The organism is Streptomyces sp. NPDC040610, assembly GCF_055594065.1.
This window is the reverse complement of sequence record NZ_JBVIXA010000002.1, coordinates 933,625-947,917: the sequence shown is the minus strand read 5'-3', so window position 1 is coordinate 947,917 and position 14,293 is coordinate 933,625. Positions and strand designations below refer to the sequence as shown.

The window sequence follows — 14,293 nt, the reverse complement described above, 5'->3', positions numbered from 1 at the left end:
ATGACCAGCACACCTCCGGTCACCCTCGACGACGTCCGCGACGCGGCAGCCCGGCTCAAGGGCGTCGCGCACCGCACGCCCGTCCTGCGCTCACGCATCCTCGACGCCCGTGTCGGCGCCGAGGTGTTCCTCAAGTGCGAGAACCACCAGCGCGTCGGCGCCTTCAAGTTCCGCGGCGCCTACAACGCCGTGTCCCGTCTGTCGCCGGAGCAACTGGCCAAGGGCATCGCGTCGTTCTCCTCCGGCAACCACGCCCAGGCCGTCGCCCTCGCCGCCCGCGAACTGGGCAGCAGCGCCGTGATCGTCATGCCCGAGGACACCCCGGGTTCCAAGCGCGCGGCCGCCGAGGGCTACGGCGCGGAGATCGTCACGTACGACCGCTACACCGGCGACCGGGAGGCCATCGGCGCGGCCCTGGCCGCCGAGCGGGGCCTCGCCCTGATCCCGCCGTACGAGCACCAGCACATCATCGCGGGACAGGGCACCGCCGCCCTCGAACTCATGGAGGAGGTCGGCGAGTTGGACCTGCTGCTCGTTCCGGTCGGCGGCGGGGGGCTGATCGCGGGCAGCGCCACCGCCGTGAAGGGTCTGAGCGGCAGCGTCCGCGTGGTCGGCGTCGAGCCGGAGGCGGGCGACGACACCAAGCGCTCGCTCGCGGCCGGGCACCGGGTCACGATCCCCGTGCCGCGCACCATCGCCGACGGCCAAGCCGCCGAGATCCCGGGCGAGTTGACGTTCTCCATCAACCGGCGGCTCGTCGACGACATCGCCCTCGTCTCCGACGACGACATCCGTGACGCCATGCGGTTCGCCTTCGAACGCCTGAAGACCGTCGTCGAGCCGAGCGGCGCCACGGCCCTCGCCGCCGCCCTCAGCGGCCGCGTCGACCGCGTACCGCCCCGCGTCGGCATCATCCTCTCCGGCGGCAACGTCGACGCCCGGCGCTTCGCGGAGATCTGCGGCACCTGAGCGCACCGGGCCCAGGCGGGTGCGGCCGGTCGGCCGGTCGCGCAGGTACCCAGGCGCGCAGGCGGTCAGTCGTGCAGCAGCTCCGCGACCCCCTCGGTCGTCCACCGCCCCGCCGCCCCCGGGCACGCCGCGAGATACGCGGCCACGGCGGCCCCGTCCCACGCGTCCGCCTCCAGGAGCCCCGCGGCCAGGTGCCGGAGGTAGCTCTCGGAGGGGGCGTTGAGGGGCACGTCCCCCAGGGCCCACGGCGCGGTGAACGTGAGGACCGGCAGGCTGTCCAGCGTCCCCGGGCACACCAGCGTCTCGTAGCGCCCCTCGCCGAGCCGGGCCCGGCCGTGCCGCAGCGCCGGTGCCAGGTCGGGGCCGGTTCCCGGCGCGCGGTACATCTCCTGCGCCGCGATGTCGCGGAACTGCTCCGCCGTCACCAGATGGGCGCGCGCGTACACCCGCCCCGGCGCGTCCGGGTCGTAGAACGCCCGGCCGCCCGACCAGAGCGCGGACTCGGTCGCGAAGTACACGACGCCCCGCAGCTCCACGGGCACCGACGCCCGCGGCGGCCGCGGGTCACGGCAGCCGGGCGAGGCCAGGGCGGCGCCGGGGGCGCGGCCGCCCTCGATGTAGTGCATGAGGCGCTCCCGCCGCGTGTTGGAGCCGTAGGCCGCATACCAGACCAGCTCCGGCACGCCCGTCGCCCGCTCCCCGCCGTCGGCCTTAGCCGGCCCACCGCCGTCCCGCTCCGGCTCCCTCGTCCCGGCCCGGATCGCCCGTACGCGACTCACGTCCTCAACGACCCCTCGGGCGGCTCCTCGCCCGGCGGGACGCCGCACGCCCAGTCCAGGTCGTACCGCTGGAACAGCTCGGCCCGCAGCACGTCGAACGGCATCGGCGCACCCGGGATGAGCAGCGCGAACACCGCGCCCATCAGCAGCGCGCGCAGCATTCGGTAGTCCGTCTCGGCCTCCGGCGACCCGTGCCGGGACACCGCCTCACGCAGCAGGAAGGCGAGACGTTGCTGCTCGGGGCACTGCACGAATCCCTCGGCCTGGAGGATGCCCGCCATGTGGGTGCGCATCAGCATCGGCTGGTCGCGGGCGAGGCCGAGGATCGCGTCGATGGCGCGCGCGAGCAGCTCGTCCCCGTCTTCCGTGCGCGGCTCCCGCTCGAGCCCGGCCTGCAGCGTCAGATGCATCAGGCGGTGCACGGCCGACTGCAGGAGCTGCCGCTTCCCCGGGAAGTAGTACGACACCAGGCCGCGTGCCGAACCGGCCCGGTCGGCTATGTCGGCCAGGGTCGTCGCCTCGTACCCGCGCTCGCCGACCAGCTCCACCGTCGCCTGCAGAAGCCGCTCGCGGGAACGTCGCCGCAACTCTTCATTGACCGATGGGCTACGCGGGGACATCCTGTAACTCCTGCGTTGACTGGCTCACAGCCAATATACTCAGGACGACCCGGCCCTGGCCGTCATGGGCCGGTGCGGTCCGGGGCAGGCAACACCGCGGGGGAGTGTTGCCTGCCCTTGGGCAGCCGGGGACCCGGGCCGTCGCGCGCCCGCCCGCGCTCTTCTCGCGGATCCGGCTCCGCCTCCTTACAGTGGGCCGGGGGCCGAGGAGGCGCTTGGACATGGACCAACAGCAGATTCTGGCGCGGATCACCGAGATGGTCGACGCCGAGAAGACCCTGCGGGAATCGCTCGCGTCCGGAGCGATCGACGAGACGACGGAGCGGGCCCGCCTGGGAGTCCTGGAACGGGAACTCGACCAGTGCTGGGACCTGCTGCGCAGGCGGCGGGCCAAGGAAGAGTTCGGCGGCGACCCCGACTCGGTGCGGGTACGGCCGGTGGCGCAGGTCGAGGGCTATCAGTCCTGAGGACGTGGCGGCGCACGCCTCAGCCGGGCGGCGGACTCCCGGGCGCGGGCGGCGGGCTCCTGAGCAGGGCGGTGGACGCCTGACGCGGGCGGTGGACGCCTGACGCCGGGTGGCCGACGCCCTGCCTCAGCGCGCGCCCGCCCCCTCGACGAGCCCCAGCACGGGCCGCAGCCCGTCCGGCCGCCGAGCCACCGGCAGATGCTCCACGAAGTGCACCCCACAGCCCAACGCGGCCGCACCCCCGTCCGCGCGCCGGTCGTCGCCCACCATGAGCGTGTCCTGCGGGGCCACCCCGAGCCCGGCGCAGGCCTGCGCGAAGAGCCGCGCGTCCGGCTTCTGCACGGCGTGCTCGTACGACAGGACGTACACGTCGACGTACGGGTCCAGGCCGTGCGCCCGGAAGACGGGCCGCAGGTCCCACCCGATGTTGCTGACGACGCCCACGCGCACGCCCAGCGCCCCGAGCCCGCGCAGGACCTCCAGCGAGTCGTCGTAGGGACGCCACGCCTCCGGCGTCCGGTGCCGCTCGTACAGCGCGTCGTACAGGGCGGGATCGGGCAGCTCCACCGTGCGGGCGAGACCCGTGTACGCCGCCCGGTGCAGCTCCGCGCTCTCGTCGCGCCGGGACCACAGGTCCGCGAGGCCCTCCGGTACGTCGACCGTCGGCGAGCCGCCCGGCAGCGCGCCCGCGCGGTCGAGCGCCGCCGCGAGCCGCGCCACCTCGTCCTCCGGGAGCGCCAGCCTGCTCGCGGCCAGCGTGCCGCGCAGCCAGGAAGCCGTGGACTCGATGCGGAACAGCGTCCCGGAGAAGTCGAAGAGCACGCCCTTGATCGCCATAGGAGCGATCCTCCGGGACCGGGCGAGAGAGGGTCAAGGACGCCCCGCGCGGCGGGGCGCGGTCAGCGGTTCACGGCGCGGGCGTCAGCGGCTTCCGGCGCGGTCCGGGCGCCGATCCTCGGGCACGAAACGCTCGTAGGCCGTCACGGCCACCGCCACCGTCAGCGCCCCGAGCAGCGTGCCCGCGACGACGTCCGACGCCCAGTGGACTCCGAGCCACACCCGTGTGAACCCCACGCCCACCACGGACACCACGGCGACGGCGAGCCCCGCGCGCCGCACCAGGGCCCCGGCGCCGTACAGCCGCAGCAGCCACAACATCAGGAGGCACACCACGGTCGCGGTCATCGCGTGCCCCGAGGGGAACGCCGCGTAGCGCGCGGAGTCCACCGGGTCCGGCCACTCGGGCCGCTCCCGCCCCACCGCCGCCTTCAGCCCCTGCTGCACCAGCGTGCCCACCAGGGAAGTGGCCGCGAGCCAGCCCGCGAGCCACCACGCGCGCCGCGCCACCAGCCACAGCACGACGACGGTGACCAGCGCGCGCATCGTCCACGGGTCCCACACCCAGTCCGTCAGGACCCGCGCGGTCTGCGTCAGTCCCGAATGCCCGACCGCCCAGCGATGGGTGGTCCGCGCGATGTCGTCGTCGACGCCGAGCAGCGGGTGCCACTCGGCCGCCACGAGGACGAGGAGGAGCAGGGACGGGGCGGCGAGGTACAGGGCGGCGCGCGGGGCGCGGGTGGCGCTCCGGGTCGCTCCGGGCGGTGCGGAAGGCATGCGTCGATCCTGGCCGATGGAGGGCGGCGGCACCTAACCGAGGGCGCGGAGCGCCGGGACGAAGGCCACGAGCAGGGGCACGACCGGGACGAGCGCCGCGGCCGCCGTCAGCCGCAGCCGACGTCCCGCCGTGAGCCGGGGGCGGGCCGAGAGCAGCCGGTGCACGCGCTGCGGGACATGCGCCTGCGGGGTCGGGCAGGGCCCGAACACGCCCCGCTCCTCGTTGAGTTCGACCAGGGCGAGGGCGATGGTGAGCCGTCCGAAGCGGCGCGAGGCCACGTCGTCGGCGGCCAGTTCCACGAGCCGGTGCATCTCGTCGCGGAACGCGGCGAACACCGGGACCTGCGGGAACCCCGCGGCGAGCGCGCCCGAGCAGTGCAGCAGCCAGTCGTGCCTGGCCTGCGCGTGGCCCTGCTCGTGGGCGAGCACCGCATCGAGCTGACGGCCCTTCAGGCGGCGCAACGCGGCGGTGGTGATGACCAGTTGGGGGGCTGCGCCGGGCAGCCACCAGGCGTCGGGCCGCTCGCCCTCGAGCACCACGAGCCGGTCGGCGCCGGGCTCCTCGCCGGGCAACAGCGGTGCCCGCACGACGAGTTCGGCCCGTCGCCTGACGCGCCGGGTGCGGGCCCGGGCGATCTCCCGGGTGAGCATCGCGGCGGTCCACACGCCGCCGCACGCGAGCGCCACCGCCGTCGCGGCCGCCCACGGGGTCGGTCCGAGCGCGTACGCCTCCACGACGTCCCGCGGCGCGGGCGCGAACAGCTGCCCGCGCACCGCCTGCCAGGCGGACGCCGCACTGAACGTCATCGACAGCGCACAGCACAGCAGGACACCCGCCACCACGCACTGCCAAGCCCACAGCGCGACCACCGGTTCGCGCTCCACCCAGTCGGCCCTCGCGAGCAGTCTGGGGGCGACGACGGCGGTCAGCGCGCCCAGGAGCAACAGCGCGACGGGGACCATCATGGGTCAACCCTATGAGGGCCGCGCCGCGCGGGGGTATGGGCAGCCACCGCAAGTGACGTACGCCACGACGGAACCAGGCGTCCCGGGCGCACGGGCCCCCGCGGCGAAGCGCGGACCGGCGGGCGCGCCGTCGGTGCGGCGATCGCCCGGGACGAGTGCCGGGACGTGTGCCGTGAGGCCGTGCCCGCCCTGCCCCGCTCGCCAGCCCCGCTTGGCCGCCCGGCCCCCCAAGCACCCCCTCACGACATCAGCACCAGCATCGCCAGCATCCCCATGCTCATCGCGAGGCGGCACACCAGCACCAGCTCCGGCCGGTCGGCCCAGCCCACCGCGCCGTCCGGACACGGGTCGGCGGCGCGGCACGCCGTCCGGCCCCCGGGCCCGCCCCCGACCCCCTCGCCCCCGGCGACCACCGCCCCCACCGGCGCGAGGCGCGCGCCCGAGAGCAGGACGTGGCCCGCGAAGTACAGGAGCAGGGCGCCCGTCACCACCGGCACGCCCGCGCCGCCGTGACCCGCGTGGCCGCCGGGCACCGCCACCATCGCCGCCGACATGTACACCATGGCCAGCGCGCCCACGACATGGTGCAGATGCCGCGGTGCGCGCCGAGCGGGCCACGCCATCCACAGCCCGGCGGCGGCGAACACCGCCGCGTACCCGAGCCACACGCCGCGCGGCGGCTGCACCACCGTGGCGGGCAGGGCCATCACCGCCATGCCGAACCCCATCAGCGCCTCGGCGCCCGCCGTGCGCCGCTGTTCCTCGACGCGGCTGCGCAGCCGCAGCAGGCAGTAGGCGCCGCTCCCCGCGCAGAGCGTCACGAGCAGCCAGCTCGCCGACCCCGGTCCGTGCACCTGAGCACCTCCTCGATCGACGTCACGCCGTCGTCGGGTCGATGCCCGGCTCCGGGGCGGCGTACGGGAGCGCATGGAGGTACGGCAGGAGCACATCGCGGGCGCGGGTCGCCGCCGGGCGCCCTCGTGGGCGCGAGAACGCGCGGCACGTAGAAGGGGGGCGGTGGAGGGGGTGGAGGTGGCGGAGGTGGCTTCGCGGGGTGTCCTCAGGGGCGGTGGCGCAGCGGATGGTCCTCCGGGACCTCCACCACCGCGATCCGCGTGCCGTCCGGGTCCGCGATCCACATCTCGATCAGCCCCCACGGCTCCCGCACCGGCGGCCGCAGGATCTCGACGCCGCGTGCCGAAAGGTCCTCGTGGGCGGCCGCCGCGTCCGCGACCTGGAGCCACAGCCGTACCGCGGGGGACGCGGGCACCTCGGAGCGACCGGACACTTCGAGGAAGCCGCCGCCGAGGAAGTAGACCGTGCCGCGCTCCGGACCCGTGCCGAACTCCCGGTACACCGCCAGACCCAGGTCACGGCCGTAGAACGCGCGGGAGCGCTCGGGATCGGTGGGGGTCAGGAGGACCCTGCTGCTCAGTACGTGCACCATGCTGCCGCACCCTAGGCCCGGGTTACCCTCGGCGGTGCGCGCGGTGGTGCGGGAGTGGCGCCGTCGCCGTACGGAAACCCGTCGCAGCCGGGGCCCGGCACGCGCCGCGGCTCCGGAGATCGGAGACACGCGCCCATGCACACCGCACCGCGCCACAGGACCCACGGCGACCCGACGTTCCGGGACGCCACCGCGGACGACGTCGACGCGCTGGTCGCGCTCATCGAGTCGGCGTACCGCGGGGACGACAGCCGGGCCGGCTGGACGACGGAGGCGGACATCCTCGAGGGGCAGCGCACCGACCCCGAGGGCGTCGTGGCGGTCATCGAGAAGCCCGGGAGCAAGCTGCTCGCGGTCGAGATGGAGGGCCGTGTCGTGGCCTGCTGCCAGCTGGAACACCGGGGCGAGCACGCCTACTTCGGGATGTTCGCGGTCAGCCCGGCGCTCCAGGGCGCGGGCCTCGGCAAGGTGATCATGGCGGAGGCGGAGCGGATCGCGCGCGAGGCGTGGGGGGCGCGCGAGATGCACATGACCGTGATCTCCGTACGCGACGAACTCATCGCCTGGTACGAGCGGCGCGGCTACCGCCGTACGGGAAAGATGAGCCCCTTCCCGTACGGCGACGAGCGCTTCGGCGTCCCGCAGCGCGACGACCTGCAGTTCGAGCTGTTGGTGAAGGAGATCGGCTGAGCGGTGCCCCGGGGCGGGGCGGTGTGCGGGCCGTCAGGCGGTGAAGCGGCCCGTGCGTTTGATCTCCGGGTAGTCCGTCGTCGCGCCGTCCAGTTGCAGCGCGCGGACCAGGCGCAGATCGTCCTGGGTGTTCACGACCCAGCCGATGATCCGCAGGTCGGCCTTGCGCGCGTGCTCCACGATCTCCAGCGTCAGACGCCGGATGTTCAGTACGAGAGTGGTGGCGCCCACCGCGGTGGCCCGCTCCACGACGTCCGTGCCGTAGCGGCTCGCCACGAGCGCGGTCCGCACGCCGGGGACGAGCCGGGCGATCTCGGCGATGGCCTCGTCGTGGAAGGAGAGCACCTCCACCCGGCCGGTCAGGTCGCGCGCGTGCATCACGTCGGCGAGCGCGCGGGCCGCCGCGACATCCTTGATCTCGGCCTGCAGCGGCGCCTTCACGGCCTCCAGGACCTCTTCGAAGACGGGGATCCGCTCGCCCTTGCCCGCGTCCAGGTCGCGCAGCTCGGCCAGGGTCTTGTCGGCGATGGCGCCCCGGCCGTCGGTGGTGCGGCCCACGTCCGCGTCGTGCATGACGACGAGGGCGCCGTCCTTGCTGAGGTGCAGGTCGAGTTCGATGATGTCGAGGCCCGCGGCTTGGGCGGCGACGAACGAACGCAGGGTGTTCTCGGGTTCGACCCCCATGACACCGCGATGACCGATGGTGAGGAAGTTCAAGGTTCACTCGCTTCCGTCGACGGCGGCTCGGCTCCGCGCGGCTCGGCGGCTCATGACCACGCGGCAAGGCGCAGCCTAATGGCCCGCCTCCGCGATGGGACCGTCCCTGCGTGACGGAGTGGAGTCGTCCGGTCTGGTTCCGACGATCCCCAGGATGAGTCCGGTGAGGAGGGCGGCGACAAGTACGGCGCGGGTGCTCAAGGGTTCGCGGCCTCTCTCGGGCTGGGTCGGCTGACCGGCCCGTCCTATCGCCACGGAGCCCCTGATCGCGAGCTGTCTCACCCGTGGGTGGGCGCGTCGCCCGGGCGTTGACCAGGGCCCGCGCCGGGCGTCTCCGGGAGGCCTTCGAGGTCGGTGAGCAGCGCCTCGGCCAGCTCCAGTTCGCCCTCCAGGTGGCGGGCGCTCCAGCGCAGCGCGATCTGCGGATGGGACCAGCCCTCGACGCCCCGGGCGTGCGCCAGGGCGCCCCGCACCTGCGCCAGCTCGTCCCGGGTGTGCGCGATGTGCTCGCCCACCATGGCCCGCAGCCGGGCCGGTTCGGTGAGGTGGCCGAGCCAGACCCGCAGCAGCAGTGGATGCTTGAGCACCGGCGGCCCGGCGTCCTGCCCGCCCGCCGCCCAGCCCGCGAGCGCCGCCCGGCCCGCGTCCGTGATGGCGTACGCCCGTCTCGTCCGCGGCTCCTCCGGGCCCGAGCGGCGCGAGGAGGCGTACCCCAGCGCCTCCAGGCGGCGCAGTTCGGCGTAGATCTGGCTGACGGCCGGTGACCAGTAGAAGAAGCGCAGCGAGGAGTCGGCCCACTTCTTCAGCTCGTAGCCGGTCCGCTCGCCCGGGAAGGACAGCAGCCCGAGCACGGCCCACGCGGTCGGCGGCAGCGGGGCGGGCGGGGGCGACGGGGTCGGGAGCGGGGCTGCCATGAGCCGCATTGAAGTGAACGGGCCGGTGTGCGCGCAAGAGTTCGCCCGTGGGCCGGTGCGGCCGGGGGTCAGCCCGTCCGTGGGGCCGCCGTCTGCTCGGCGAGTGCCTTCGTCCGTGCCTCCGCCTTGGCGTCCACGGCGTACTGGTCCACGTACTCCTGGCCGGACAGCTCCAGGATCGCGTACATGATCTCGTCCGTGACGGCCCGCAGCGCGGCGCGCTGGTCCTGCATGCCGGCGTAGCGGGAGAAGTCCAGGGGCTCGCCGAAGCGCAGTGTGAGGGGGACCAGGCTCGGCACCCTGCGCCCCGCGGGCTGCGCCTCGAACGTGCCGATGATCGCGCACGGGACCACGGGCGCGCCCGAGCGGAGCGCCATCGCCGCCACCCCCACCCGGCCCTTGTACAGGCGGCCGTCGTGCGAACGCGTCCCCTCCGGGAAGATCCCGAGCAGTCCGCCCCCGCGCAGCACCGCGAGCCCCGACTCGACCCCCGCCCGCCCGGCCCCGTTCCCGGACCGGTCCACCGGGATCGCCCCGATGCCCCGGAAGAACGCGGCGGCCAGGCGGCCCCTGAGCCCCTTGCCGGTGAAGTACTCCATCTTCGCGAGGAAGCCGATGCGCCGCCGCAGCGTCACCCCCAGCAGGAACTGGTCGCAGAACGACTGGTGGTTGCCCGCGACGATCGCCCCGCCCGCGGGGGGTACGTGCCCGAGCCCCTCGACCCGCGGCCGGAACAGCCACCGCAGCAGCGGGACCAGTACGACGCACTTGAACAAGCGGTAGAACATGCCTGTGAGTCCCCTCCTCGGCTGCCCCCGCGCCGGGGAACGCTAGTGGTCCCACGGGGTTTGAGGGAGAACGCGTAATCAGCCAGAGATGCCGCCTCATGTGAGCTATGTCTGGCGTGAGTTGACCCATCGCCCTCGTCCCGCACCGCCCTTGCCGTGCCGTATACCTCTTGCCCCTGCCCCGTACCCCTTGCCTCTTCAAGATCTGACGACTAGTCATATGACTGTTTGAAACATGTGAGCGTCCCGGAGGTCCAACTCCCTGGAGGCAACGTGCAGTTCTCCGTCATCTTCGAAGCGCAGCTCGCCGATCCGACCGTGGACCGCGAGCACCGGCTCATCCACGACAGCGTCGAACAGGCTGTCCTGGCCGAGGAGATGGGGTTCGACCGCGTCTGGGCGGTCGAGCACCACTCCCTGAAGTGGTACGCGCACATGTCCGCGCCGGAGGTCTTCCTGACCTGGGTGGCCGCGCGCACCCGCACCATCCGCGTCGGGCACGGCGTCGTCTGCATGCCGTTCCGCTTCAACCACCCCGCGCGCGTGGCCGAGCGGGCCGCCATGCTCGACCTGCTCTCCGGCGGACGGCTCGACCTGGGCGCGGGCCGCGGCGGCACGGCGCAGGAGACCTCGCTGTGCGGGGTCGACCCGGACCGCACGGCACAGGAGGTCGAGGAGGCGCTGCGCGTCGTCGCCAAGGCATGGGAGCGCGACGAGCTGGAACACCACGGCCCGCTGCTCGACATCGCGCCGCACCCGATCCTGCCGCGCCCCGCGCAGACCCCGCACCCGCCGCTGTTCCTTGCGTGCAGCAGGGCCGAGACCCTTGAGCGGGCGGCCGGGCTCGGCGTCGGCGCACTGGTGATGGGCTTCGCGGGGCCCGAGTCGATCGCCGGGATGCGGCGCGTGTACGACGACGCCATCGCGGCGCGCACGCCGGACCAGTTCGTGTCGAGCGTCGTCAACGACCACTTCGCCGTGCTCTGCCCGACCATCGTGCTCGACGACGGCGCGGCCGCCCGGCGGGTGGGCCTGCGCGGCCAGCGGTTCTTCGCGCAGTCCATCGCGCACTGGTACGGCGGCGCGGGGCTGCCCGACGAGGCGGTGGTCGACGGCACCGACGAGGCGGCCGCGCTGCGCACCGCGGGCGAGCAGGTCGTGGCCCGCCTGGACGAGCAGGACATCCCCGTACGCCCGTCCGTCACCGCCGTGTTCCACGCCGACCACGCCTACGGCACCGCGGCCGACGCCATCGCCTACGTCGAGCGGCTGCGGGCGGCCGGGGCGGACGAGGTGATGTGCCTGGTCCAGATGGGCACGGTGCCGCAGGAGGCCTGCCTGGAGACGCTCCGGCAGTGGGGCGAGACGGTGATCCCGCACTTTCGCCCCCGGCGCAGGGAGGTGGCTTGAGGTGGATGCGGGGAGGGGGGCCGAGGTGGGGGCTGGAGGGCGGTCCGAGGCGGGCGATGGACGGAGGTCTGAGGCGGGCGATGGACGGAGGTCTGAGGCGGGCGATGGACGGAGGTCTGAGGCGGGCGATGGACGGAGGTCTGAGGCGGGCGATGGGAGGTGGTCTGAGGCAGACGCGGGACGGCGGCCTCAGACGGCTTCCGACGTGGCACGTTCCGGCTCGGCGGACAGCGCTGGCGCGTCTGCTGAGGGGCCTGCGCCCGCCGAGCCGCCCGCGACCACCGAGCCCTCCGCGGCGACCGCACCACCCGCTGAGCCGCCCCCGTCCACTGAGCCGCCCCCGACCACCCCCGTCCCCCTCGCCACCGACGCCCGGCCCCTCGTGGCCGCCCTCACCGCGTTCTTCCCCGACATCGGTGGTGCCGTCACCGACGCCGCCGAGGCGCGCCGCATTCTGGCCGCCGCGCCCGCGTCGCCGTTCCCGGCGCCCCGGGTCGGGTCGGTGTCCGACCGGTTCGTGCCGGGGCCGTCCGGCGCGCCGGACCTGCACGTACGGTGCTACCTGCCCGAGGCCGCCCCCGCGGAGGGGGCGGCGGTAGCCCAGCCCCGCCCCACCGTTGTCTTCTTCCACGGCGGCGGCTGGTCCCTGTGCAGCGTGGACACGCACGACGCCACCGCGCGCGGCCTGTGCCGGGAGGCGCGCGCCGCCGTGGTCTCCGTGGGCTACCGCCTCGCCCCGGAGGCCCCGTTCCCGGCGGCCGTCGATGACGCGTACGCCGCCGTCCTGTGGGCGGCCGCACACCGCGCCGAACTCGGCGGCGAGGGCGGCCCGTTGGTGGTCGCGGGCGACAGCGCCGGCGGCAACCTCGCGGCCGTGTCCGCGCTCACGGCCCGCGACCACCAAGGGCCGACGCTGGCGCTGCAGGTGCTCATCTATCCGGCGGTGGACGGCCGCGACCGCGGCGGCCCGCGGGAGCCCGCAGGCTCCGCCGACCCCACCAGTCCCTCCAGTCCCGTCGGCCAAGAGCCCCCCGACGCCAACACCAGCTTCCTCACCCCCGCCCACGGCCGCTGGTTCCGCGAGCAGTACCTGGGCGCGTACCTGCGAGCGGGCGGCGACCCGGCGGACCCGCGCGTCTCGCCGCTCCTCGCCGCCGACCTCTCCGGCCTGCCGCCCGCCGTAGTCGTCACCGCGGGCCACGACCCCCTGTGCGCGCAGGGCAGGGCCTACGCGGCGCGGCTGAGAGACGCCGGGGTCTCCGTCGTCGAGGGGCACTTCCCGGCCATGTTCCACGGGTTCTTCGGCTTCCCGGATCTCCTCGCGGACGCCCGCGCCGCACAGGAAACCGTGGGAGAAGCGATCGTCTCGACGGCTGGAGGCAGGAAAAACAGCGGTACCAGCGGGGGTGGGGCAGGATAATTTCCCGGATCCCCTCTTGAAACGGAGAACCTCGCACACATACGGTGTCCATACGCGAGGTTCTCCCGTGGAGGATGGGTTATGACGGAAATTCTTGTGCACACGGCGGTGGAGGGTGGCGACGCCATCCGTGACGGACGAGTGGTGGATCACCCGGCCTGGCCGGAACTCAAGAGTGCCGTCGAGGAAATCAGGCCCTGGCAGTCCAAGGACGGGTCCATCGACTTCGAGCGCGAGGGCGCCCCGACCCGGGTCGACGCGGAGGCGGCGGTCGACCGCGTCATATCCGGCGTCGAGGCACTCGCCCCGCTGCTCCCGCACGACGAGGCGTACCACCAGGCACTGGTGAGCGACCTGCGCGGCTGGGTCGAGGGCGGCTTCGTGGTGCCGGACTTCCTGGACTCGCTGCTCGCCTTCCACCCCGCGGCCCGCCGCGAGGACGGCCTGCAGCACCTCGTGGTCTTCCCCATGTACACGCAGAACGGCAACCCCGACCGCAACTTCGAAGCGGTCGTCCTGCGCATGGTCTGGCCCGAGTGGCTCGCCGAGCTCGAGCGCACGCGCTACGACAACCCGCTGTTCTGCGGCATCACCTTCGAGGACTTCACCGCCGGGTACGACACGAACTCGGCCGTCCTCTTCCCCGAGACGATCGCCGTGCGCGAGGCCCCCGAGCGCTTCACCTGGGGCGGCATCTTCTGCGACCGCGAGGCGGCCCGCTTCCGCCGCGTCACCGAGTCGGCCGTGGACATCCTCGGCATCTCGCTGCCCGCCGACGTCCGCGCGATGCTCGACGACCAGGACCGCTGCCAGGAGGCCTTCGTCCTGTGGGACATGGTCCACGACCGCACCCACAGCCACGGCGACCTGCCGTTCGACCCCTTCATGATCAAGCAGCGGCAGCCGTTCTGGATGTACGGGCTCGAGGAGCTGCGCTGCGACCTCACGGCCTTCAAGGAGGCCGTGAAGCTCGAGGCCGACGGCGTGTCCCAGGCCCGCGACGTGCAGTACGCGGTGCTGTTCGACCGGATGTTCCGCTTCCCGGTCACCGGCGAGCGCGTCCGCAACTACGACGGCCTCGGCGGCCAGCTGCTCTTCGCCTACCTGCACAAGCACGACGTGGTCCGCTGGACCGACAACAAGCTGAAGATCGACTGGGACCGCGCACCCCAGGTCACCAACCAGCTCTGCGCGGAGATCGAGAAGCTCTACCGGGACGGCATCGACCGCCCCAAGCTCGTCCACTGGCTCGCCGGGTACGCACTGGTCTCGACCTATCTGTCCCCGCACCCGGGCTCGCGCTGGGCCAAGGGCCCCGACGCCCTGGACACCTCGCTGCCGCCGCGCAAACTGGTCGACGAGGTGCTTCCGGACGAGTTTCCGCTCAGCATGTTCTATGAGGCGCTCTCCAAGAAGCTCAAGGCAGTGATCGCCTCCACCCAGGGGATCACCGCGGGCTCGGGAGCCGGGAAGGTCGCCGCGTGAGCGACCA

16 protein-coding genes are annotated in these 14,293 nt (G+C 73.8%); 6 read left to right on the top strand and 10 right to left on the bottom strand.

Annotation, left to right across the window (positions count from 1 at the left end):
• Window positions 1–969, top strand: a complete 969-nt coding sequence (locus ACZ6AA_RS10465) for a threo-3-hydroxy-L-aspartate ammonia-lyase (RefSeq protein ID WP_471457355.1) — start codon at window positions 1–3, stop codon at window positions 967–969.
• Between the two features lie 65 nt (window positions 970–1,034).
• Here ACZ6AA_RS10465 and ACZ6AA_RS10460 read toward each other — a convergent pair whose 3' ends face one another.
• Entirely contained in the window at window positions 1,035–1,595 is a 561-nt protein-coding gene (locus ACZ6AA_RS10460) for a histone deacetylase (protein ID WP_471457865.1), read from the bottom strand.
• Between the two features lie 149 nt (window positions 1,596–1,744).
• Window positions 1,745–2,368 (bottom strand): TetR/AcrR family transcriptional regulator, encoded by a 624-nt coding sequence (locus ACZ6AA_RS10455; protein WP_468458451.1) that lies wholly within the window; start codon window positions 2,366–2,368, stop codon window positions 1,745–1,747.
• Between the two features lie 221 nt (window positions 2,369–2,589).
• Between ACZ6AA_RS10455 and ACZ6AA_RS10450 the strand changes: the two genes are divergently transcribed.
• On the top strand, window positions 2,590–2,835 hold the full coding sequence (locus tag ACZ6AA_RS10450; protein ID WP_468458449.1) for a DUF2630 family protein: 246 nt from the start codon (window positions 2,590–2,592) through the stop codon (window positions 2,833–2,835).
• Between the two features lie 126 nt (window positions 2,836–2,961).
• On the opposite strand, the gene ACZ6AA_RS10445 is transcribed toward ACZ6AA_RS10450, so the two are convergent.
• The 5 genes from ACZ6AA_RS10445 to ACZ6AA_RS10425 form a co-directional block, all read right to left on the bottom strand.
• Window positions 2,962–3,672: an HAD family hydrolase gene (locus tag ACZ6AA_RS10445; RefSeq protein ID WP_468458447.1), complete on the bottom strand. Its 711-nt coding sequence runs from the start codon at window positions 3,670–3,672 to the stop codon at window positions 2,962–2,964.
• 84 nt (window positions 3,673–3,756) lie between these two features.
• The gene (locus ACZ6AA_RS10440) at window positions 3,757–4,449 is read right to left on the bottom strand and encodes a phosphatase PAP2 family protein (protein ID WP_471457353.1); all 693 of its coding nucleotides are present in this window, start codon (window positions 4,447–4,449) and stop codon (window positions 3,757–3,759) included.
• Between the two features lie 33 nt (window positions 4,450–4,482).
• The gene (locus ACZ6AA_RS10435; RefSeq protein ID WP_468483218.1) at window positions 4,483–5,415 is read right to left on the bottom strand and encodes a M56 family metallopeptidase; all 933 of its coding nucleotides are present in this window, start codon (window positions 5,413–5,415) and stop codon (window positions 4,483–4,485) included.
• Window positions 5,416–5,654: 239 nt separating this feature from the next.
• A complete protein-coding gene (locus ACZ6AA_RS10430; protein ID WP_468483217.1) occupies window positions 5,655–6,269 on the bottom strand; it encodes a DUF5134 domain-containing protein in 615 nt (204 codons plus the stop codon).
• Between the two features lie 206 nt (window positions 6,270–6,475).
• A complete protein-coding gene (locus ACZ6AA_RS10425) occupies window positions 6,476–6,862 on the bottom strand; it encodes a VOC family protein (RefSeq protein ID WP_468458439.1) in 387 nt (128 codons plus the stop codon).
• 135 nt (window positions 6,863–6,997) lie between these two features.
• Between ACZ6AA_RS10425 and ACZ6AA_RS10420 the strand changes: the two genes are divergently transcribed.
• Window positions 6,998–7,552 carry a GNAT family N-acetyltransferase gene (locus ACZ6AA_RS10420; RefSeq protein WP_468458437.1) on the top strand — a complete coding sequence of 185 codons (555 nt, stop codon included), beginning with the start codon at window positions 6,998–7,000 and terminating at the stop codon, window positions 7,550–7,552.
• A 33-nt stretch (window positions 7,553–7,585) separates the two neighbouring features.
• Here ACZ6AA_RS10420 and ACZ6AA_RS10415 read toward each other — a convergent pair whose 3' ends face one another.
• From ACZ6AA_RS10415 to ACZ6AA_RS10405, 3 genes are all read right to left on the bottom strand, one after another.
• A complete protein-coding gene (locus ACZ6AA_RS10415; protein ID WP_468458435.1) occupies window positions 7,586–8,269 on the bottom strand; it encodes a glycerophosphodiester phosphodiesterase in 684 nt (227 codons plus the stop codon).
• Window positions 8,270–8,547: 278 nt separating this feature from the next.
• On the bottom strand, window positions 8,548–9,183 hold the full coding sequence (locus ACZ6AA_RS10410; RefSeq protein WP_468458433.1) for a PadR family transcriptional regulator: 636 nt from the start codon (window positions 9,181–9,183) through the stop codon (window positions 8,548–8,550).
• Between the two features lie 68 nt (window positions 9,184–9,251).
• The gene (locus ACZ6AA_RS10405; protein WP_471457350.1) at window positions 9,252–9,971 is read right to left on the bottom strand and encodes a lysophospholipid acyltransferase family protein; all 720 of its coding nucleotides are present in this window, start codon (window positions 9,969–9,971) and stop codon (window positions 9,252–9,254) included.
• A gap of 273 nt (window positions 9,972–10,244) precedes the next feature.
• On the opposite strand from ACZ6AA_RS10405, the gene ACZ6AA_RS10400 reads away from it, so the two are divergent.
• From ACZ6AA_RS10400 to ACZ6AA_RS10390, 3 genes are all read left to right on the top strand, one after another.
• Entirely contained in the window at window positions 10,245–11,381 is a 1,137-nt protein-coding gene (locus tag ACZ6AA_RS10400; protein ID WP_471457348.1) for an LLM class flavin-dependent oxidoreductase, read from the top strand.
• Window positions 11,382–11,586: 205 nt separating this feature from the next.
• The gene (locus ACZ6AA_RS10395; protein ID WP_471457346.1) at window positions 11,587–12,801 is read left to right on the top strand and encodes an alpha/beta hydrolase; all 1,215 of its coding nucleotides are present in this window, start codon (window positions 11,587–11,589) and stop codon (window positions 12,799–12,801) included.
• 81 nt (window positions 12,802–12,882) lie between these two features.
• Window positions 12,883–14,286, top strand: a complete 1,404-nt coding sequence (locus ACZ6AA_RS10390; RefSeq protein ID WP_468458425.1) for a DUF6421 family protein — start codon at window positions 12,883–12,885, stop codon at window positions 14,284–14,286.
• The last annotated feature ends 7 nt before the right edge of the window (window positions 14,287–14,293 follow it).

Coding starts and splice junctions, on each gene's coding strand:
- ACZ6AA_RS10450 (WP_468458449.1), top strand. CDS start 2,590: ATGGACCAACAGCAGATTCTGGCGCGGATCACCGAGATGGTCGACGCC.
- ACZ6AA_RS10420 (WP_468458437.1), top strand. CDS start 6,998: ATGCACACCGCACCGCGCCACAGGACCCACGGCGACCCGACGTTCCGG.
- ACZ6AA_RS10465 (WP_471457355.1), top strand. CDS start 1: ATGACCAGCACACCTCCGGTCACCCTCGACGACGTCCGCGACGCGGCA.
- ACZ6AA_RS10425 (WP_468458439.1), bottom strand. CDS start 6,862: ATGGTGCACGTACTGAGCAGCAGGGTCCTCCTGACCCCCACCGATCCC.
- ACZ6AA_RS10440 (WP_471457353.1), bottom strand. CDS start 4,449: ATGCCTTCCGCACCGCCCGGAGCGACCCGGAGCGCCACCCGCGCCCCG.
- ACZ6AA_RS10455 (WP_468458451.1), bottom strand. CDS start 2,368: ATGTCCCCGCGTAGCCCATCGGTCAATGAAGAGTTGCGGCGACGTTCC.
- ACZ6AA_RS10435 (WP_468483218.1), bottom strand. CDS start 5,415: ATGATGGTCCCCGTCGCGCTGTTGCTCCTGGGCGCGCTGACCGCCGTC.
- ACZ6AA_RS10390 (WP_468458425.1), top strand. CDS start 12,883: ATGACGGAAATTCTTGTGCACACGGCGGTGGAGGGTGGCGACGCCATC.
- ACZ6AA_RS10410 (WP_468458433.1), bottom strand. CDS start 9,183: ATGGCAGCCCCGCTCCCGACCCCGTCGCCCCCGCCCGCCCCGCTGCCG.
- ACZ6AA_RS10405 (WP_471457350.1), bottom strand. CDS start 9,971: ATGTTCTACCGCTTGTTCAAGTGCGTCGTACTGGTCCCGCTGCTGCGG.
- ACZ6AA_RS10460 (WP_471457865.1), bottom strand. CDS start 1,595: ATGCACTACATCGAGGGCGGCCGCGCCCCCGGCGCCGCCCTGGCCTCG.
- ACZ6AA_RS10445 (WP_468458447.1), bottom strand. CDS start 3,672: ATGGCGATCAAGGGCGTGCTCTTCGACTTCTCCGGGACGCTGTTCCGC.